Here is a 19,207-nt window from a genome sequence, read left to right on the forward strand (position 1 = left end):
CTTCGGGGTATTTATCATACCGTTTTGCCAAAAACGATTATGTTTTTGCGCAACGCGCCGAAAATCTTGCAAAGAAAAGCCGGGCTCCTGCGAGCCCGGCTTTTTCACACCCATCGATTACTTCGCTCCACCGAAACGAATGTTGACCTGTGCCATGAACTCCCGGCCATACACGTTGTAGTTCTGAACGTTGAAGTACGGAAACGCGGTATAGCTGCGATCCTTCGGAGGCATTTTGTCGAACACGTTGTTGACGAGGAACGAGAGATCCACGTTCTGTACCGGTGAATAGCTCAGGCTCCAGTTGTACGTGATCCACGGCGCAACGTGGCTCGCCCCCGGATAGCTACCGCCGTCCACCATGCCGATGTAGTTCGGCGAACTGCCGTAACGATGCCAGTACAACGTGCTGCCCCATTTATCGTGCAACGACCAGTTCAGCGCGCCACTCACGATGCTCTTGAACTCGGAGCTGTAAAGCGGATTGGTGAGCTGATTGATCGGCTGACTGCCCGGATAGATCTGGTACGAATGCTTGAGCATGTTGTTGTAGTCGAACTGCAAGCCAAACGTACCGATCGCGGTCGGTTGGAATCGATACTTGGCTTCTGCCGTGATCGAGTCCGTCACCTCATTCGAGATATTCACGTAATACTGCGTGATATTGGTAACCTGACCGGTGAGCGGATTGCGTATCACCTGCGCTGCGGCAGCCACACACTCCGGCGATCCAGCCGGAAGCTGGCCGAGCAGACACTGCGATTCCTGCCGCATCAGAAGGTCCGCATCCTGCGGCGCCACTTCGTTGGTGATGGCGACGTGCAGGAAATCCGAGCTCAAGCTCAAGTTACTGATCGGAGCCCACACAAAGCCGAACGTATAGCTGCTGGCGGTCGTGGGCTGTAGCTTCCGGTTCGACAGGGTCGTGCCCTGCACCTGCGTGGAGTAGTTCGCCGCGCAATCCTGGTTGTGGCCTTGTGTAGCGCACAGGTAGTAATCCGTTACCGACTGAAAATTGCCACTCGGGCCAAGGAACAGCGCCGCCATGTCCGGCGCCAGGAACGACGTGGCATAGTTGCCGCGCAACAGCAGCGTATCGAACGGCCGGTATTCGATAGCCGCCTTGTAGGTGAACTTGTTATTGCTGGAGCCGTTGTTGACCGAATAATGATCGTAGCGGCCAGAGAGATCGAACGTAACCTGCTTCAATACCGGCAGGTTGATCTGGAAAGCCGACGCATAGTGGTCACGCTGACCACCGCCCGACGTGCCCGTGAGGCCCCACACTTGGCCATCGGCAACCAACGGATTGACCGGTTGGTACCACGCCTGATTACCGCCCTCGACCAGCCATGCCACGCCTGCTTCGCCGCCCGGCAATGCAAACAGGCTGTCATTGGAAATCGTTGCACGCGTATTGTTGATCCACGTGTTGGTGACGCTACCGATGTTGCGAATGAAGCTATTGAACTGCGCCTGCGTCAGGGGCGTAAAGAAGCCCGCGTAGTTGGGGTTGTAGGTGTTCAATCCAGTGTTGGGGTCAACGCCGAGATTGGGCCCAAGGATGCCATTGAAATAATTGTCCACTGCAGACGCCATGCGTTCCGGCGAATTGTTGCTGGTACGGTCGCCCGAGCGCAGAAAATACACATCCCAGTTCCAGTCCGAATCGCCGATCGTGCCATTGGCGCCGACATCGGCCTGGTACATCAGGTCATCCTGGACCTGCAGCTGGTTGTAGTAGTTGTTGCCCACCTCTTCCGGAGCAAAGACACGCTCTGGGTAGAGGATATGACCTGTCGTAGCATCCTCGATCAGGCCGCTGGGATAGTCGGCCGGTCCCCACCATACGTAATTGGAGCCGGCGGTGAATTTCTGCTGCTGCCAATCCACCAGGATGTCGCTGTACAAGCGAACATGATCGCTAAGGTTGTAGTGCAGCTTCAACATGCCGTCGTAGCTGCGGCTCTGATTCTGCATGGTGGTATAGCCCAGCACGTTGCGCGAACCGCAATACGTTCCGGTACGCGTAGCTACACTGGAGGTCGTTTGGATGGTGGTGCCATTGAACAGGCCACTCATCGCGCTACAGCCATTCGGAGGACTAACGTAACCCTGGATCGCACCGCTATAGGTATTGATGGTGCCGTAATCCAGCACGGTTGCCACGGCACTGGGATGCGCCGACAACGCTGTAAAGGGGCGCTGGTACGCCCAAATCGGTGACTGGTTATCGAACTCCACCGAACCAAGAACGTCGAATTTGCCGGCGGTATGACCGAATGTCGCTGTAAGTCGCTGGCTGGCACCGCCGCCTTCGTCATAGCGGCCAACACGCGCCGACACCTCTGCGCCCTCCATGTGCTGCTTCGTAATGATATTGACGACACCCGCAATGGCTTGCGATCCGTAAATCGACGAACCGCCGCCAGGCAGGATGTCGATGCGATCGATCATGCCAATCGGAATATTGGAAATATTGGTGAAGTTGCTCTGGCCGTTATAGAGCTGACCGAACTGGGTGATCGGCTTGCCGTCGATCAAGGTAAGCGTGTACTCGGGGTTCAGACCATACAAGCTGATGGTCTGCGCGCCTTGCGTAAAGCCACCGCTTTGCTGCGGTCCCTGCACCGAGCCTGTCGCGAATACGGAGTTCTGCAACACCTCGGTCACCGAGTTGAACCCGCGTGCCTTAATGTCCTCCGCAGTGATCGAATACGTGGGCGTGGCAGTCTGGATCTGAGCATTGTTGATCAGCGAACCGCTGACCACCACCGTATCGAGCTTTCTCGCCTTCTTGTCCGTCGCGGTGGTCGACTGGTCGGATGTCGTCGCCTGACTATCCTGCGCAGTGTTTGCACTCGTCGTTGAAGACGTGACATCGGCACTGGCGTTAACGGCAAAGCCCAGCGACAGCGCAGCCAGAACGGCCGCGGCAATAGGTGTTTTCAGCATGTGAGGCTCCCTCAGCCCAATCTGCAATTAATGGTGTTGTTCCGCGGGCGCCCTCCCAGGCACTCCCCGCAACGGCAGGCCGCAAGCATCCAGCTCCGCATTGCGAAGCAAGAACAGAACGACGTTTTGCGTAAGCACGAAACCGGCGAAGGTCCCCTAGCAGACTCGTGCTGCAGGAATATTTACAAGAGATGTAACGCTTGCGCAAATGCTTTTGGGCATAAATGCGCCGAAAATTTCCTAGTAAATGTGTGCACTTATGATTTCTTGCAACAAGCGCAATCTTCTTGGTCTTTTGCGCAAATCATAGGTAGGGATTATTTCGTGCGATCCGTCTTAGATTAACCGGTTGCACAAACCATGCTATTTGCGACATCAGCATCCAACGACGCTGACTTGGATGCTGATGTATCTCGCGAGTCGTCGTTACCCTTGAGCCAACGAACCCTGCCATTGAAGGCATGTTTTAGATCGACATCATCGTTGGCTATTTTCAAATAGCCTTTCTTTGCAAGACTATTTATATCTTGAGTGATACCGAACTCAATGATAGCGGCCAAAGATCAGTGCCGCGTTGAGGATGCAGAACGAGAAGCCCGATGGGCGACGAATGAGATGCAGTGGCAGGCAACTGCGGAGACCATCGAAGTTGATCTGCATCTCAACCAAAATTTCGCATGGCGATCCGAGTTGAAGGTCGTCCGCCAGCCTCATTCCTACAGCCAATCAAAAAACGAATGCGACCTCTACAACGCATCGCAGGAGGTACAATCGGTTTCCTGCCGGCCCGGGGCGGCCTCAACATGCTCAAACTCTCTTTTCCAGCTTCGAAAAAAAGCCCCGCCGAAGCGGGGCTTTAATGTTGGCTGGGAGACTAGGATTCGAACCTAGATAAACGGAGTCAGAGTCCGTTGTCCTACCGTTAGACGATCTCCCAATACCTTGGCCGAGCGGTGCGCTCTGACTTGATGCACCGGACGGTCGAAGTGCTGCCTCTTACGAGGATTAGCGCTTCGAGAACTGGGTGGCGCGACGGGCTTTGTGCAGACCGACCTTCTTACGCTCGACTTCACGGGCGTCGCGGGTCACGAAACCGGCCTTGCGGAGCTGGCTCTTCAGGCTTTCGTCGTACTCGATCAGGGCGCGGGCGATACCGAGGCGGATGGCGCCGGCCTGGCCGGTGATGCCGCCGCCGGCGACCGTGACCTTGATGTCGAACTTGTCGGTGCTCTGGGTGAGCTCGAGCGGCTGGCGCACGATCATGCGCGAGGTTTCGCGGCCGAAGAACTCATCGAGGCTCTTGCCGTTCACTTCGATCGCACCACTGCCCTTGCGCAGGAACACGCGGGCTGCGGAGGTCTTGCGGCGGCCGGTGCCGTAATTCTGCTGAATCGCCATGATGCTTCCTTAGATTTCCAGCGCCTGCGGCTGCTGGGCGGTATGCGGATGTTCGGTGCCACCGTACACCTTGAGCTTGCGGTACATCGCACGGCCCAGCGGGTTCTTCGGCAGCATGCCCTTCACGGCGATCTCGATGACGCGCTCAGGGTGAGTGGCCAGCAGGTCTTTCAGGCTGGTGGTCTTGAGGTTGCCGACGTAGCCGGTGAAGCGGTGGTACATCTTGTCGTCCAGCTTGGCGCCGGTGACCGCCACCTTCTCCGCGTTGATCACGACGATGTAGTCGCCGGTGTCGACGTGCGGGGTGAACTCGGGCTTGTGCTTGCCGCGCAAGCGACGCGCGATCTCGGTCGAGAGGCGACCGAGCGTCTTGTCCGTGGCATCGACCACATACCAGTCGCGCTTGACGCTTTCCGGCTTGGCGCTGAACGTTTTCATTTCGGAATACCTGTCTGCCGCCGATGGGGCGGTAAGCGGAATCGGTGAATAAAGGCGCGAGATGATAGCGAGGCTTTCACCCATCGCGCAAGCCCACATGGGCTGCGAGCCGCGAATGATAGCATGAACGGCATGCCCCTTGAGAACCCCCGCCATCGCATTGCCGTACTGGCTGACCAGTGTGTGCAATGCGGTCTGTGCTTGCCCGTTTGCCCGACTTACGCCCTGGACGGCAACGAAGCTGAGTCGCCGCGCGGACGGATTGCCATTGCGGCGGCGCTGGCGCGGGAGCAGATCTCGCCCACCCCGGAGTTGCGCGAACCCCTGGATCACTGCCTGGGCTGCCTAAGCTGCCAGCGGGTTTGCCCGGCGGGTGTTAAGTATGAAGAACTACTGGTGGAGACGCGAGGGCTGCTTGGACCGGCGACGGAACGGCCTGGCTTGTTGCTTGGGGTGGTGAAGCGGCCTGGGTTGAGCCGCTGGCTGCTGGGCCTGGCCCGGTTGACGAGGGCAACTCGGTGGTTGGGTCGTCTGCTCCCGGGTGGGAGCCACGGTCCCTGGCGGGCGGCCTTGACCTTAATAAGAGGGCGACCCGGACCTCACCCCGGCCCTCCCCGGCCAAACAGGAGCGGGGGAAAAGCCGACACCGTAGCGATCTTCCCTGGATGCGCCGCCAGCGTGCAGGACGCAGACGCCGAGCGTGCCGCGGAAACCCTTCTGACCGCGGCAGGCTATCGTGTGACCCGCCTGCCGGCGTTCTGCTGTGGGGCTCTGGATCTGCACGATGGCGCTATCCGTAGCGCCGAAGCGGCTGCCGATCGTATTAGGCAGGCTTGGGCCAAGGTGGACGCGGATCATTTGGTCACGGTAACGCCCGGCTGCTTGAGCACACTGCGCCAAGCTTTGCCGGATGTGCGCGTGGACGATCCTTACCGCCTGCTGGCCGAACGCGTCGACCAACTGTCATTCCACCCCCTGCCCGCCCGAGTGGCGCTGCACATGCCGTGCACGCAGGCCAACGTGGCGCGCAGCGATGCGGTGCTGGTGCAATTGCTACAACGCATTCCCGAGCTTGAGCTAAAACGCCTGCCCGCTCCGCCTTATTGCTGCGGAGCGGCCGGCAGCCACGTGCTGCAATTCCCAGAACGTGCCGCGCAACTGCGTGAAAGCGTCTTGTCGCAGGTCGACATACTGGATGTGCACTGGCTTCTGTCGTCCAATATCGGCTGCCGCTTACATCTGGCGGCCGGGCTGGACGAACGTGCATCCTCCCTGCCGACCTTGCACCCGCTGACCCTGCTCGCGCAGCAATGGATACCGTCATGAACGTACGTATGCTTACTCCGCTCGATCGACTACTGGCCGGCATCGAGCACGCGCTTGAAACCGTGGCCGGCGCGCCCGAAGCCCATCGAAGCTCTCCCGCACACCACTTCGCCGATGCCGAGCTGGACGAAAAGGAACGCCGCCACGCGGCCGGCCTGATGCGCGTGAACCACACCGGCGAAGTGTGTGCCCAGGCGCTATACGACGGCCAGGCTGTGCTGGCACGCAAGGAAGATAACCGTGCGCATCTGGAAGAAGCCGCCGCCGAGGAAACCGATCACCTCGCCTGGTGCGCGGAGCGCCTACACGAACTGGAAAGTCGCCCCAGCCTGCTCAATCCGCTGTGGTACGCGGGCAGTTATGCCATCGGCGCGCTGGCCGCGCTGGCGGGCGACAAGGTGAGTCTGGGCTTTGTGGTGGAAACCGAAAAGCAGGTGGAGGCGCATCTCGCCGAGCATATGGACAAGTTGCCGGCGCAGGACGAGCGCTCGCTCGCAGTGCTCAAGCAGATGCAGGAAGATGAGGTGCGGCATGCGCAGAATGCGCGGGAGCGCGGCGGCATTGCGCTGCCGTTTCCGATTCCGCAGCTGATGCACGCCAGCTCGATGGTGATGAAGACGGTGGCGTATCGGGTTTAAGTGGCACTACCGTCACCCCGACGAAAGCCGGGGCGACGAGCAAGCTTCATAAAAAAACCCGCCTTTCGGCGGGTTTTTCGTCACATCAGGTTGCGCCCATGGAACAGTTCCTCGATCTCCCGACGCAGCAACTGCTCGATCTTCTGCCGCTCCTTGAACGACAGATCATCCGCATGCGCTTCGAACAGATAGGTATCGAGATCGAAGTCCTTAATGTGCATCTTGGTGTGGAAGATGTTTTCCTGATACACGTTCACGTCGAACATCTCGTACTTCTGGCGGATGTGGCGCGCCAAGTAGTCCTGCACTGAGTTGATCTTGTGGTCGATGAAGTGCTTCTTGCCTTTTACGTCGCGGGTGAAGCCGCGTACGCGGTAGTCGCACACCACAATGTCCGACTCGAAGCTGTCGATCAGGTAGTTCAGTGCCTTCAGCGGGGAGATCACGCCGCAGGTGGCGACGTCGATGTCCGCGCGAAAGGTGGCAATGCCGTTGTGCGGGTGCGTTTCCGGATAGGTGTGGACGGTGATGTGGCTCTTGTCCATGTGCGCCACCACGGCATCCGAGATGGTGTCGCGGCCGAGCTTCTCCACCACCGGCTCCTCGGAAATGAGGATGGTCACGGACGCACCCTGCGGGTCGTAGTCCTGACGGGCCACGTTGAGGATGTTCGCGCCGATGATCTCGGCCACGTCGGTGAGGATTTGCGTGAGACGATCGGCGTCGTACTGCTCGTCGATGTACTCGATGTAGCGCTGGCGCTGGTCTTCCGATACCGCGTAGCAGATATCGTAAATATTGAAGCTCAGGGCCTTGGTCAGGTTGTTGAAGCCCTGCAAACGCAGGCGCGGGAGGGGTTTCACCACGGCGACACTCCATGGCCGGGTCACGGCCGACAGGTGAGGCGGGTTAGCTACAAGGGTCCCCGCTGATTGAAAAGCATGCTGGACCCTTATCCTGCACGCCCCTTGTGTACGAACGATGGCAAAGAGACCGCCGTCGTCCGGAAGACTGGCAAGTATGCGGCAAATTGGACGAAAACAGAACCTCGGCAAGTCATGAGCCACGCTGAGCAGACATAGGCCAACTGTCCGGCGACGCCATCACATGACAGGTGCAGGAGCGTCATCGAACATCCCTCCGCTTCACATGTCTTTGCCATAATGCGAAAGTCGCAGGGGATGCGTTTTAGATTCGGATCAGGTCGCAGGATGAAGCGGCCCCTTGGAATCAACTCAGCTTGGGGAAAACTTCTGTGGTGCAGCTGAAATACCAGTTACAACAGGCCTTCGAACGTTCACAGGCTCCGCTCGGCTTTGCACCCGATCCGGCCTCCATGGAGCGTTTCCTCGGGCTCTGCCACCGTCGCCGCTACCCGGGCAAGACCGCAATCATCCGCCCCGGCGACCCTGCCAACACGCTCTACTATGTGATTGAAGGCTCGCTGGCCGTCTGCACTGAGGACGAACAAGGCCGGGAACTGATCCTCGCCTACATCAGCCGCGGCCAGTTCATCGGCGAGATGGGCCTATTCGTAGAACAGGCGCAGCGTGAGTCGATGGTGCGCACTCGCACTCCCTGCGAAATGGCAGAGATCAGCTACGAGCGCCTGTTCCAGCTGATGGAAGGCCCACTGCGCGAGGAATGCCCGAAGATCCTGTTCGCGATCGGCGCCCAGCTCACCCATCGTCTGCTGCGCACTTCGCGCCAGGTCAGCCGCATGGCCTTCATGGATGTCACCAACCGCATCTCGCGCACCCTGCTGGACCTGTGCCAGGAGCCGGACGCGATGAGCCATCCAGACGGCACTCAGATCCGCATTTCGCGCCAGGAAGTAAGTCGCATCGTCGGTTGCTCGCGCGAAATGGTCGGGCGTGTGCTCAAGCAGTTGGAAGAACAAGGCATGATCGATGTGTCGGGCAAGACCATCGTGGTACGCGGTACGCGCTAAGCATTTTTATCCCTCAAGCCTTCGCTTTCTCTCCTCCCCCTGCTTGCAGGGGGAGGCTGGGAGGGGGTGAACACTTGCGGGAAAGTCTGAGGCAAGTACTCACCCCACCCCAACCCTCCCCTGCAAGCAGGGGAGGGAGCAAAAAAAGAGAGCTACGGGCGCGACTGATAAATCATGTAAACGTCCGCCCGCTCGTAATGCGAGCCGGCGCGCGTCGTCGGCTGCAGCACGAAACCCGCCTTCTCGTACATCCGCAGCGCCGTATTGAGGCGGCTGTTGGATTCCAGGAACAACGTGCGGCCTTTGCGCCGGTGGAACTCGGCAATGCACGCATCGAGCAGACGCTTTCCGGCGCCTAATCCACGAAAGGTTTCGTCTACGCCCATCTTGGTCAGCTCGAACACCCCGGGCGATTCCTGCAACAAGGCGCAGGTACCGATGATGTCTTCGCCCAGCCGCGCAAAGAATATCGCACCGCCCGGCTGCAGGATGTAGTGCTCCGGATCCCCCAGCACGGCCCGGTCGATATCTTCGATGCGGAAATATTTCTCCAGCCACTGTGCATTGAGGCGGTAGAAGTGTTCACGCAGTTCCGGCGCATAAGGCACGATCTCCACCGGCGTCGTCATGATCGCGGCGTGCTCGGCCAGGATCGCCTCGGCCACCGGGCGCTCCCGCAAGGCGCGCTCACATGCCGCGATGGCATCCAGCAATTGCGTAGCGTGCGCGTCCAGCGAGGCCGTGACGCCACGCCGCACGGCACACCAGATCGGGCCAAGCTCGGCGAGCGATGCGTGGGCTTTGTCGGTCAAAGTCAGCACCGTGCGGCGTCCGTCGGCCGGATCACGCCGGCGCCGTACCATGCCCGCGCGCACCAGCTTGTCGGTGAGCTGGCTTACGGCCGAGTGGGTCTGGCCAATGGCATCGGCCACCTCCGTCACCGAACTGGGGCCAACGTCCCACAGGTAACGCAACACCGGCAGCCAGCGGGACTCGATGCGGGCGCCGAGCGTCTGATACACCTCGTCAGCCGCGCCGTAGAAATAATCGCTGAGGGCTTTCAGGCGGCTACCGAGCGCCAGCTTGCCCAACGTTTCCAGGTACATTCAGCTCGCCTATCAGGAAATACGTAAGTACTAACGTATCTCTGTGGCCAAACACTTGCAAGCCCTACTGCTCAATACCAGGCCACCCGCGTCACTGCCCTGCCCAGCGCCTTCTCCACCCGCTTGCACAGCTTGGGCGTGCCGTTGACCAACACCGCCTCGCTCGCCTGCTTGAGCATCGGCAGGTCCTGGAAGGAATCGCTGTAGGCAAGTCGCCAGCTTTGCACGCCCTTTGCGGCAAGGTTCTGCACCTTGCGGCGGCCAACGTTATGCACGTGCACGCGCATACCGAACGGGCCTGGCTTGAGTTGGCTGGCAAAGATGGGGAGGTCGGTCAGGCCGAGTTGGGTCAGCAGGCGCGTCACCAGAATGCGCTCGCAACCGGTAACGACGATCACTTCGTCCCCTTCCGCCAAATGCCGACGCAACACGTTCAAACCATCACGATAGAACTGACGCGGACGACGCACGAGTTGATCGGCGAAGGCTTCGGCGGCGGACTGATAGCGCTGCGCACTAAGCCCGCACAACGCCACGTGCGTCAATGCTCGCGCAGCGAGCCTGCGGGAAAACACACCGCAAAGGAGCCACCATGGCATGGTCAGCACAGCCAGCAGCCTGTGGACAGGCGAGCCGTAGCGATGCCGGATGAACAGCTCGAAAGCGTCGCCCTGAAACAGCACACCATCGAAGTCGAACAGCACCGTGCGCGACGCACTGGCGTCGCCACCGGCTTGCACCGGCGAGTGAGTCATTTCCCCTGTAGACATAATCAATGCGTGTTGAACAGTCGCTTCAGTTCGTGCCCCGGATCGGCCGCGCGCATGAATGCCTCGCCGACCAGAAATGCGTTGATGCCCGCCTCGCGCAGCCGCGCCACGTCCGCCGGCGTGTGGATACCCGATTCAGCCACCAGGATGCGGTCGTATTCCATCAGGTGCTGCAGCTCGAGCGTGGTTTCAAGCGTGGTTTCGAAGGTGCGCAGGTTGCGATTGTTGACGCCGATCAACGGCACCGGCACGGCCTGGGCGCGTTCCAGTTCTTCGGCGTCGTGCACTTCGCACAGCACATCCAGATCCAGCTCGGCGGCCAGCAGCGACAGCTCCAGCAGATCCGCGTCGCCCAGCGCGGCCACGATCAGCAGAATGCAGTCGGCGCCGATCGCGCGCGCTTCGTACACCTGGTAAGGATCGATGATGAAATCCTTGCGCAGCACCGGCAGTGAGCAAGCGGCGCGCGCCTGGCGCAGAAAATCTTCGCTGCCCTGGAAGAAATCCTTATCGGTGAGCACGGACAAGCACGCTGCACCACCCAGCTCGTAGCTGCGCGCGATGGCAACCGGATCGAACTCCGGCCGGATCACGCCCTTGCTGGGACTGGCCTTTTTCACTTCGGCGATCACCGCTACGTCGCCCGCCGCGATCTTCGCCTCGATGGCTGCGGCGAAGCCGCGTGTATCGGGCATGTCGGCCACGCGCGCAGACAGCTCCCTCAGCGGCAACTTGGCGCTGCGCTCGGCGAGCTCTTCCGCCTTACGGGCAAGGATGCGTTGAAGGATGTCGGTCATGGGCTCTGATCGGCACTGAAAAAACGAAGGAAGGTAATGAAACGGCCGGGACTAGTATCAACTATCCGCAAGCCGCCGGGTGGCTGCCACGAATGCATCCATTTTGGCACGAGCCGCACCGCTAGCGATGGTGGCCCGGGCCAGTTCGATGCCACTGGCGATGCTGCCGATCAGCCCGGCGGTGTAGAGCGCGGCACCGGCGTTCAGGCAGACGATGTCGTGCGGCACGCCGTGGCGGTTCTCCAGGGCATCCAGCAGCATGGCCTTGGATTCCTCCGCGTTCTCCACCCGCAGATTGCGGCTGGAAGCCATCGCCAGGCCGAAGTCCTCCGGCTCAACTTCGTACTCGTGCACCTCACCGTCGCGCAATTCGCCGACCAGGGTCGCCGCGCCCAGCGAAATCTCATCCATACCGTCGCGCCCCCACACCACCAGGGCGTGCTTTGCGCCCAGCGCTTGCAGTGCGCGCACCTGGATGCCGACAAGATCCGGATGGAAAACCCCCATCAGAATGTTCGGCGCTCCCGCAGGGTTGGTCAGTGGCCCAAGGATGTTGAACAGCGTGCGCACGCCCATCTCCTTGCGCACCGGCGCCACGATCTTCATGGCGGGATGATGATTGGGCGCATACATGAAGCCGATATCGGTCTCGACCATGCACTGCGCCACCTGCGCTGGCGTGAGTTCGATACGCGCACCCAGCGCTTCGAGCACATCCGCGCTGCCCGACTTGGACGACACGCTGCGCCCGCCGTGCTTGGCGATGCGCGCACCCGCCGCCGCGGCCACGAACATGGACGCTGTGGAGATATTGAAACTGGACGCCCCATCGCCACCAGTACCGACGATGTCGACGAAATGCGGATGCGGCGGCGCATCTACCTTGGCGGAGAGCTCGCGCATCACGCGCGCCGCGCCGGTGATCTCGCCCACTGTTTCCTTCTTCACGCGCAGGCCGGTGATGATCGCCGCTGTCATCAACGGGCTCACTTCGCCGTTCATGATCTGCCGCATCAGCGCGATCATCTCATCGTGGAAAATCTCGCGATGCTCGATCGTCCGCTGCAACGCTTCCTGCGGCGTGATAGTGATGACGCGTCCCGTCATGCGGCGAGCTTTTGCAGCGGTTGCCTGAGGAAATTCCGCAACAGGTCATGGCCGTGCTGCGTAAGAATCGATTCGGGATGGAACTGCACGCCCTCGACCGGCAGCGTCTTGTGGCGCAGGCCCATGATCTCGTCGATGGAGCCGTCCGGATGTTCCGTCCACGCGGTAATTTCCAGGCAATCGGGCAGCGAGGATTGCTCCACCACCAGCGAGTGATAGCGCGTGGCCACGAACGGATCGGGCAAGCCGGCAAACACGCCCTTGCTTAGATGACGCACCGGCGAAGTCTTGCCATGCATGATCTGCTTGGCGCGAATCACCTTGCCGCCGAACGCCTGGCCGATGGCCTGATGCCCCAGGCACACGCCGAACACCGGAATCTCCCCGCTCAACTCGCTCAGCGCTGCCAACGACACGCCCGCATCGTCCGGCGTACCCGGCCCGGGCGAAATCATGATGTGCGAAGGCCTCAGCGCACGGATGCCCGCCACGTCCAGCGCATCATTGCGCACCACCCTCACCTCCTGCCCCAGCTCGCCGAGGTACTGCACGAGGTTGAAGGTGAAGCTGTCGTAATTGTCGATCATTAACAACATGGCGGGGAAAATCCTGACAAAGAGGTGCCATGCCGCATTGCGGCGGAGCGGTCATTGTGCGCGATGGAGTTCGCCGCCGTCATCTGTTCCGTAGGCGCCCAAGCATGCCGAATTGTCATGTATGGCTGTTGCGTCCAAGCGGGCCCAGCTCAACACGCGGGGATAAGTCCTCAACAAAATCATTGACTTAATGGCGCGCAAGCACATCCCGGGTGTAGCTCTCGACCACCAGGCTGAAAGGTTTGTTATCGCCGGTGTACAGCACCGCACGATGCTGCAGCACGTGGTCCGGAATCGTCAGCGGCTTGTCGCTGGAAGGCGGCAGTGGCGCACCGCTGTCCCAACCTTCCGGCAGCGGCGACCACAACAGATTGGCGGAAAGCGTTTGGCGGCGGAAATGCAGTGGCTGGACGACCTTGCCGAACGGCACGTCGGAGGTGTCTAACTGGTGATTCATATCAGCAGTAAGGCGTGAAGGCACGTACCAGTTGTCCGCATCGGACAGCACGACGTCGCCGCAGCTCAGCGCCACACGGCGATAGCGCACCGGTTCGTCCTGGCCAATGCCAAGCAGAGTTCGGGCGTCATCGGGCAATGGTTTGTTCTCGCCATGCATGCGATGGGCGACGATCTTCACTTGCGGCGCCAGATGATGCGCAGCGCACCACTGCTCCAGCGTCAATGTGGCGCTCGGGTGGCTGAGCAGTTGCGCGTTCAAGGTTTGCAGTTCGGCTAATGCCTGCGTGCGGCTAAGTGGCGTATCCGGCCACTTCTGCGTTGATTCGCGCGCCGACAGCGTCGATGCGCACGTCAGCATCGTCAACAAAACGAGATAGCCATAGTTACGAGCAATACGTTGCATGTCTCACAATCCTTTTGCTGCCTGCGCAACCGCGCGGAATAGCGCACGCCCCTTATTCATCGTTTCCTCCCATTCCGAAGCGGGATCGGAGTCATACACGATACCCGCGCCGGCCTGAACGTGCAGGCGGCCGTCCTGAATTACAGCGGTGCGGATGGCGATGGCGGTGTCCGCGTCGCCCCACCAGCCGATCCAGCCGATCGCACCGGCGTAGATGTTGCGCTTGTAGGGCTCAAGTTCCTGGATGATTTCGATGGCGCGAATCTTCGGCGCACCGCTGACGGTGCCGGCGGGAAACGTCGCCTTGAGCACGTCCATGTAGCTCAAATGCGGCTGCACGTCGCCTTCCACCTGCGACACGATGTGCATCACGTGCGAATAGCGTTCGACCACGAAGGATTCGCTCACTTCCACGCTGCCCGTTTCGCAGATGCGGCCGATGTCGTTGCGACCAAGGTCGATCAGCATCACGTGTTCGGCGCGTTCCTTGGGATCGGCCAATAATTCGGCTTCGAGAGACCTGTCCTCTTCATCCGTCGCGCCGCGTTTGCGTGTACCGGCGATCGGGCGCACGACCACTTTGCCATCCTTGAGGCGCGCGAGAATTTCCGGCGACGAGCCGACGATCTGCGTATCGCCCAGATCGACGAAATACATGTAGGGCGAGGGATTCATCGCGCGCAATGCGCGGTATACGTCCACCGGGCGCGCGTTGAAGCCGACGCTCAGTCGCTGCGACGGCACCACCTGGAACACGTCGCCTGCGCGAATGTATTCCTTCGCGCGCTCCACCACCGCTTCGAATTCTTCACGTGTGAAGGAGGATTTGAAATCGCTCTCGTCAAGGGCAGTCGATTGCGTGAATTGCGGATACGCTGCGCCGCTTTGCCGTAGCCGATGCGTCAGTGCATCGAGCCGGCGTTGCCCATGTGCATAAGCTTGCGGCTGCGAAGGATCGGCGTGCACGATCAGGTACAGACGGCCCTTGAGGTTGTCGAACACGGCGACTTCTTCGGCCAGCATGAGCAGTACGTCGGGCGTGCCCAGCTCATCGGGGCGATCCCATTGCGCCAGCCGGGGTTCGATATAGCCGATGGTTTCGAAGCCGAAGTAGCCCACCAGGCCGCCGCTGAACGCGGGCAGCTGCGGCAGGCGCGGCACATGGTACTGCTGGCGCAGTTTTTCGATCTCGGCGAGCGGATCGTCCAACCGGCGGCGCTCCACGACCTCGCCCGCATCCTCCACTTCCAGGTCATGCCCGAGCAGGCGGTAGATGCGTTTCGCGGGCAGGCCGATGATCGAATAGCGTCCCCACGTCGCGCCGCCTTCCACCGATTCGAACAGGAAGGTGTATGGGCCATCCGCCAGCTTGAGGTAGACCGACAGCGGCGTGTCCAGGTCGGAGAACACTTCGCGCACGAGCGGGATACGGGTGTGGCCTTGCGCTGCGAGCGCGTTGAATTCGTCGCGGGAGATCACGTAGAGGTCCGGATGGCCAAACGAGAACGGCCATTGTAGCCGTGTAGGTTGGGGTGAGCGCATGCGAACCCCAACAACGGAAGCTATACAGGAATGGTGATGTTGGGGTTCGCGTTCCGCTCACCCCAACCTACGCGAAGATGCAGGGTTGAGGCGAAGTTGACCCCTCACCCCGCCAGTCGTTGCCTCGGCATGCCATGCAACCGCAGGCTGAAAGCCACACCGCTGCCATCGTCGAGGTTGCGCGCGGAGGCCACGCCGCCATGGCGTTCGGCCACCAGACGCACGACGTAAAGCCCTAAGCCCAGATGCGGCACGTCGCCAGGCGTGGTCTTGTCGCGCAGGCTGACTAGTGAGTCGAACAGGCGCCCCTGCATAGCTGCGGGCAGCGGTGGCCCCTGGTTCGCCAGCTCGATTTCCGCCCCGCCGTCGACCGGCCGCAGGCTGAGCCGCAACCAGCCATCGGCGGGCGTGAAGGACAGCGCGTTGTCGAACAGCTTGTCCAGCGCCTGGGCGATCAGTTCCGGCGCACCGTGCAGATGTACCGACTGCTCGGGCAGCACACAATCCAACTGGCGCGTGCCGGCCAGCGGTCGATAGGCTTCGGCGCAGCCGCGCACGACGTCTACCAGGTCGACGTCTTCCGGCTCGGCGGCGGCGATGGCGCGTTCCATCCGGCTCGCCTCGCTCATCGCGCGCACCAGCGTGCCCAGGCGCGCCACGCCATCGCGCGCGCGCGCCAGATAGGGCTGCGCCTCGTCGGAAAGCTTGGCGTGTTCGAGGTTGTCGAGCGAGGATTTTACGATTGCCAGCGGCGTATTGAGCTCGTGCGAGAGTTTCGACGCCAAGGTGCGCAGGTAGTCGGTGTAGCCGCCGACGGCTTCGAACAGTTTCTGGAAGCTGCGGGCCAGGTCGCCGATCTCGTCTTCCGATTCGGCCATTGGGAAATGGCTCTGAATCATTTGGCCGTCCAGACGTCCATCGTTCACTTGCGCGCGTTCCACCGCATCGCGCAGCCGGCCGAGCCGTAGGCTGAGACGCGTCGCGAAGAGCAGCAGGATCGCGCCCGCCACCAGCATCACGCCGAAGCTGGTCAGCAACAGGCTCAGGAACGCGCGATTGGCCAGCAGCGGCACGGCGCGGCTCGCCTGTTCCAGCAGCAGCACGCCGACCACCGTCTGGCCGCGCTCCACCGGCACGGCCGTGGCCAGCACTACGCTGTCGCGCTCCTCGCCCTGTCGCCACACTGCCGTCGCCTGACCGTTGCGCGCTGTTGCCACTTCGGGCAGATCCAGCTTCGGCACATCGGTGGTCCACGCTTCGGCTTCTTCGAGCGGATTGGCAAGCAGCGAGCGATAGATCACTGATGACCACCAGCTTGGCTGCGGGCCGTACGCCTTCAGGCGGCCGCTCTGCGCAAGCAGCCAACCGACGGGCGCCAGCAGGCGCGCATGCGTACCGTCCGGCGCCAGTTGCGCGAGTTCCTGCGAGAGATCCTGGGAGTAGCGCCAGAGTGGGCGCGCATCCACTGCAAGCGGATCGCCGCCGTCGGCTGCCGTATAGACACCCACGCCCAGCGCACTCAAGCCCAGGCCGCGCGGCAGGCGCAACTCGGCGTGATAGCCGCTGCCGTCTTCCTGCCACTGCCCCACGACGCGATCCGGCAGATCGCCCGCCGGCGGGTCGAGCGTGAGCGCGGTGAATGCGCCCGGCGCCGCGCTGGCGATCAGGTAACGTCGATGCTGATCGCCCTGCATCAGGTCGAGAATCAGGTGATCGGCCGAAAGCGCATTCCCGTCACCGGCATCGGCGCGGGTGCGGCGCGCGACGCGCACGTCGATATAGAGGTAGAAACCATTGTCGTCTTCGGCCAGCAGCAGCTTGCCCTGCTTGCCGAGCGGCTGGCTCCACGGCGTCATCGGCGCCCAGTCGTCGCCGTAACCGTCGATGACGATGGGATTCACTGCCTGCTGCACGTACCAACCCTTGCCTGGCTGCGGCAACGGCACGTCCGTCACCGCCAGACTGCGCGCCACCGCGGTCGCCGTGGCGGTGAGCGCCTGTTCCTGGCCCTGACGCAGCAGCGTTTCCATCTGCCGCACATACAGCCACCCTGCTATGGGCAGCGCGAGGGTGCAAAGGGCGACGAGCAGAAGTTTTTGGCGCAGGCTCATGCTTCAGCGATCTTGCTTGATGTCCGACGACATGTTCGACGACGACCTTACTGCTTTGCGGTCGTGTGCGTCGGCGTGGAGCCCTGAACATACGTCATGTAGCTGGAATGCTGCACCACTTGCTTGAACGCTTCGATCAACGCCTGCCGATCGGGATCGGTCGCGCTCAGGGTCATCGACCAGCTGTAGCGAATACCGCTCTGCTTGCCGGGATCGCAAAACACCACGGCGTCGTCGACATGGTCGGAACCGTGATAGAGCACGCCCTGGCAGGCGATCGTGTGCGGGTTGATCACAGCGAATTCGTCGACCTTGCCATGGGAATCGGATTGCAGGTAATGCTGGCGATCGTCCTGCATTTCCGCTTCGAGCGTGGGAAATTTGGACGGCCATACGTTGAGCACCATGACGCGCTCAGGCTTGCCAGTCCACTCGCCCTGGTAGAGCACCAGATTCACTCCGATGGCGGCGGCGTAGGTGCAGCAATCGTTGTGCCAACCTGACGGCATGCTGGTCGTGATGGACCAGCCCGGCGCTTTGTTGTCCGCCTTGCCATAGACCATGACAGCTTGCGTATCCGCATCCTTGGCGTACGCCAGTGGCGCCAACGCCAACAGCAGCAAAACAAGCACCAGACGCATCACGGACGCCACCGATAACCGACACCGTGCACCGTTTCGATCGCGTCGAACTCCGGCGCTACCGCGATGAACTTCTTGCGGATGCGCTTGATGTGCGAGGTGATGGTGGCGTCATCCACCACCAGCTCCGCTTCGCGCATCAGCTGGTCTCGGTTCTTCACGTGGCCGGGGAAACGCACCAAGGTGTGCACCATCCAGAACTCAGTCACGGTGAGTGGCACTTCCACGTCGTTCCAGCTCACGCGCATGCGCTCGGATTCAAGCTTGAGCGAACCGTGCCCGATCACGGTTTCACTGGAAGCCGGCGCCTTCAGCGATTCGATGCGGCGGAACAGCGCCGCAATGCGCGCAGCCAGCTGATGCAGGCTGGTGTCCTTGCTGAGGTAATCGTCTGCGCCCAGGCGCAGACCGGAGATCACGTCGAAATCCGAATCGCGCGCGGTAAGAAAGATGATCGGCAGCGTGGCCGACTTCGCACGCAACTCGCGGCACAGGTCGAAGCCGCCTTCCGGCTCGTCGCCGAGGCCAATGTCGATGATGACCAGTTCTGGCAGGCGTACGGCGAACGCGTTGGAGGCATCCCGCCGCGAACCGTAGCCACGCGTGTCATAGCCGAAGCGGTTGAGCGCCTCGACATAGTTGGCGCGAATGAGGGGCTCGTCTTCGACGATGGCGATGTTGCGTCCCATGTGGATTCCTCGTGAGATTGGCGCGCAGCGTGCTATGCGGGCGGCGCTTGCGCAAGCCGGGCGTGAGGCTTGCCCGCGTTATGCCACATTCCATCGCCCGATCGCCCTTGGGCTGCCGGCGGCGCTGCCGCAGCCGGGTGTTTGATATCCCCAACGCAGATCATCATGAGCCTTATCCATGCGCGCTGACCCTTCCGTCGACCCCAATGCCGAACTTCGCAGTTTCGAACCGCTACGCGTGGTGCTGGCCTTGGGTTCCCTGCTGCTGGCGCTGTTGATG

Annotated in this window: 18 protein-coding genes and 1 tRNA gene; 4 read left to right on the forward strand and 15 right to left on the reverse strand. The window is 61.3% G+C overall.

Features of this window, described 5'->3' with window-relative positions; genetic code table 11:
- Positions 1–117 precede the first annotated feature (117 nt).
- From ISP18_RS13690 to rplM, 4 genes are all read right to left on the reverse strand, one after another.
- Entirely contained in the window at positions 118–2,955 is a 2,838-nt protein-coding gene (locus tag ISP18_RS13690) for a TonB-dependent receptor domain-containing protein (RefSeq protein WP_380012838.1), read from the reverse strand.
- A gap of 863 nt (positions 2,956–3,818) precedes the next feature.
- Positions 3,819–3,892, reverse strand: a tRNA-Gln gene (locus tag ISP18_RS13695).
- Between the two features lie 68 nt (positions 3,893–3,960).
- On the reverse strand, positions 3,961–4,353 hold the full coding sequence (gene rpsI / locus ISP18_RS13700; RefSeq protein WP_380012840.1) for a 30S ribosomal protein S9: 393 nt from the start codon (positions 4,351–4,353) through the stop codon (positions 3,961–3,963).
- Positions 4,354–4,362: 9 nt separating this feature from the next.
- Positions 4,363–4,791: a 50S ribosomal protein L13 gene (gene rplM, locus ISP18_RS13705; RefSeq protein ID WP_380012843.1), complete on the reverse strand. Its 429-nt coding sequence runs from the start codon at positions 4,789–4,791 to the stop codon at positions 4,363–4,365.
- Positions 4,792–4,923: 132 nt separating this feature from the next.
- Between rplM and ISP18_RS13710 the strand changes: the two genes are divergently transcribed.
- Positions 4,924–6,117, forward strand: a complete 1,194-nt coding sequence (locus tag ISP18_RS13710; RefSeq protein WP_380015843.1) for a (Fe-S)-binding protein — start codon at positions 4,924–4,926, stop codon at positions 6,115–6,117.
- On the forward strand, positions 6,102–6,755 hold the full coding sequence (gene coq7, locus ISP18_RS13715) for a 2-polyprenyl-3-methyl-6-methoxy-1,4-benzoquinone monooxygenase (RefSeq protein ID WP_380012846.1): 654 nt from the start codon (positions 6,102–6,104) through the stop codon (positions 6,753–6,755). The genes ISP18_RS13710 and coq7 overlap by 16 nt, the downstream gene beginning before the upstream one ends.
- A gap of 80 nt (positions 6,756–6,835) precedes the next feature.
- Here coq7 and speD read toward each other — a convergent pair whose 3' ends face one another.
- Entirely contained in the window at positions 6,836–7,621 is a 786-nt protein-coding gene (gene speD, locus ISP18_RS13720) for an adenosylmethionine decarboxylase (protein WP_126685269.1), read from the reverse strand.
- Between the two features lie 389 nt (positions 7,622–8,010).
- Here speD and crp point away from each other — a divergent pair, with 389 nt between their 5' ends.
- Positions 8,011–8,706 (forward strand): cAMP-activated global transcriptional regulator CRP, encoded by a 696-nt coding sequence (gene crp, locus ISP18_RS13725; RefSeq protein WP_325365509.1) that lies wholly within the window; start codon positions 8,011–8,013, stop codon positions 8,704–8,706.
- Positions 8,707–8,858: 152 nt separating this feature from the next.
- Here crp and ISP18_RS13730 read toward each other — a convergent pair whose 3' ends face one another.
- The 10 genes from ISP18_RS13730 to pdsR form a co-directional block, all read right to left on the reverse strand.
- Positions 8,859–9,812: a bifunctional helix-turn-helix transcriptional regulator/GNAT family N-acetyltransferase gene (locus tag ISP18_RS13730; RefSeq protein ID WP_380012850.1), complete on the reverse strand. Its 954-nt coding sequence runs from the start codon at positions 9,810–9,812 to the stop codon at positions 8,859–8,861.
- Positions 9,813–9,883: 71 nt separating this feature from the next.
- A complete protein-coding gene (locus ISP18_RS13735; RefSeq protein WP_380012853.1) occupies positions 9,884–10,582 on the reverse strand; it encodes a haloacid dehalogenase-like hydrolase in 699 nt (232 codons plus the stop codon).
- A 2-nt stretch (positions 10,583–10,584) separates the two neighbouring features.
- Positions 10,585–11,379, reverse strand: a complete 795-nt coding sequence (trpC, locus tag ISP18_RS13740; protein ID WP_380012856.1) for an indole-3-glycerol phosphate synthase TrpC — start codon at positions 11,377–11,379, stop codon at positions 10,585–10,587.
- 57 nt (positions 11,380–11,436) lie between these two features.
- Complete coding sequence (gene trpD / locus ISP18_RS13745; RefSeq protein ID WP_380012859.1) at positions 11,437–12,486, reverse strand: anthranilate phosphoribosyltransferase; 1,050 nt, start codon at positions 12,484–12,486, stop codon at positions 11,437–11,439.
- Positions 12,483–13,082, reverse strand: a complete 600-nt coding sequence (locus tag ISP18_RS13750; protein ID WP_380012862.1) for an anthranilate synthase component II — start codon at positions 13,080–13,082, stop codon at positions 12,483–12,485. The genes trpD and ISP18_RS13750 overlap by 4 nt, the downstream gene beginning before the upstream one ends.
- A 187-nt stretch (positions 13,083–13,269) precedes the next feature.
- Positions 13,270–13,944 carry a hypothetical protein gene (locus ISP18_RS13755; RefSeq protein WP_380012865.1) on the reverse strand — a complete coding sequence of 225 codons (675 nt, stop codon included), beginning with the start codon at positions 13,942–13,944 and terminating at the stop codon, positions 13,270–13,272.
- A gap of 3 nt (positions 13,945–13,947) precedes the next feature.
- Complete coding sequence (gene trpE, locus ISP18_RS13760; RefSeq protein WP_380015845.1) at positions 13,948–15,423, reverse strand: anthranilate synthase component I; 1,476 nt, start codon at positions 15,421–15,423, stop codon at positions 13,948–13,950.
- A gap of 167 nt (positions 15,424–15,590) precedes the next feature.
- A complete protein-coding gene (locus ISP18_RS13765) occupies positions 15,591–17,597 on the reverse strand; it encodes an ATP-binding protein (protein WP_380012868.1) in 2,007 nt (668 codons plus the stop codon).
- A gap of 47 nt (positions 17,598–17,644) precedes the next feature.
- Positions 17,645–18,238, reverse strand: a complete 594-nt coding sequence (locus tag ISP18_RS13770; protein ID WP_380012871.1) for a hypothetical protein — start codon at positions 18,236–18,238, stop codon at positions 17,645–17,647.
- Positions 18,238–18,927 carry a proteobacterial dedicated sortase system response regulator gene (pdsR, locus tag ISP18_RS13775; protein ID WP_380012874.1) on the reverse strand — a complete coding sequence of 230 codons (690 nt, stop codon included), beginning with the start codon at positions 18,925–18,927 and terminating at the stop codon, positions 18,238–18,240. Before pdsR ends, ISP18_RS13770 begins: the two co-directional genes overlap by 1 nt.
- Here pdsR and ISP18_RS13780 point away from each other — a divergent pair.
- On the forward strand, positions 18,926–19,072 hold the full coding sequence (locus ISP18_RS13780) for a hypothetical protein (RefSeq protein WP_404559527.1): 147 nt from the start codon (positions 18,926–18,928) through the stop codon (positions 19,070–19,072). The two genes, pdsR and ISP18_RS13780, sit on opposite strands and share 2 nt — an antisense overlap.
- The last annotated feature ends 135 nt before the right edge of the window (positions 19,073–19,207 follow it).

Source organism: Dyella humi (assembly GCF_044904605.1).
Classification (GTDB): domain Bacteria; phylum Pseudomonadota; class Gammaproteobacteria; order Xanthomonadales; family Rhodanobacteraceae; genus Dyella_B; species Dyella_B humi.

What these genes read in the sequence shown, in the direction of transcription:
- ISP18_RS13690 (WP_380012838.1), bottom strand. Translation starts at nt 2,955, where the DNA reads ATGCTGAAAACACCTATTGCCGCGGCCGTTCTGGCTGCGCTGTCGCTG.
- rpsI (WP_380012840.1), bottom strand. Translation starts at nt 4,353, where the DNA reads ATGGCGATTCAGCAGAATTACGGCACCGGCCGCCGCAAGACCTCCGCA.
- rplM (WP_380012843.1), bottom strand. Translation starts at nt 4,791, where the DNA reads ATGAAAACGTTCAGCGCCAAGCCGGAAAGCGTCAAGCGCGACTGGTAT.
- ISP18_RS13710 (WP_380015843.1), top strand. Translation starts at nt 4,924, where the DNA reads ATGCCCCTTGAGAACCCCCGCCATCGCATTGCCGTACTGGCTGACCAG.
- coq7 (WP_380012846.1), top strand. Translation starts at nt 6,102, where the DNA reads ATGGATACCGTCATGAACGTACGTATGCTTACTCCGCTCGATCGACTA.
- ISP18_RS13730 (WP_380012850.1), bottom strand. Translation starts at nt 9,812, where the DNA reads ATGTACCTGGAAACGTTGGGCAAGCTGGCGCTCGGTAGCCGCCTGAAA.
- ISP18_RS13735 (WP_380012853.1), bottom strand. Translation starts at nt 10,582, where the DNA reads ATGTCTACAGGGGAAATGACTCACTCGCCGGTGCAAGCCGGTGGCGAC.
- trpC (WP_380012856.1), bottom strand. Translation starts at nt 11,379, where the DNA reads ATGACCGACATCCTTCAACGCATCCTTGCCCGTAAGGCGGAAGAGCTC.
- trpD (WP_380012859.1), bottom strand. Translation starts at nt 12,486, where the DNA reads ATGACGGGACGCGTCATCACTATCACGCCGCAGGAAGCGTTGCAGCGG.
- ISP18_RS13750 (WP_380012862.1), bottom strand. Translation starts at nt 13,082, where the DNA reads ATGTTGTTAATGATCGACAATTACGACAGCTTCACCTTCAACCTCGTG.
- ISP18_RS13755 (WP_380012865.1), bottom strand. Translation starts at nt 13,944, where the DNA reads ATGCAACGTATTGCTCGTAACTATGGCTATCTCGTTTTGTTGACGATG.
- ISP18_RS13765 (WP_380012868.1), bottom strand. Translation starts at nt 17,597, where the DNA reads ATGAGCCTGCGCCAAAAACTTCTGCTCGTCGCCCTTTGCACCCTCGCG.
- ISP18_RS13770 (WP_380012871.1), bottom strand. Translation starts at nt 18,238, where the DNA reads ATGCGTCTGGTGCTTGTTTTGCTGCTGTTGGCGTTGGCGCCACTGGCG.
- ISP18_RS13780 (WP_404559527.1), top strand. Translation starts at nt 18,926, where the DNA reads ATGTGGATTCCTCGTGAGATTGGCGCGCAGCGTGCTATGCGGGCGGCG.
- pdsR (WP_380012874.1), bottom strand. Translation starts at nt 18,927, where the DNA reads ATGGGACGCAACATCGCCATCGTCGAAGACGAGCCCCTCATTCGCGCC.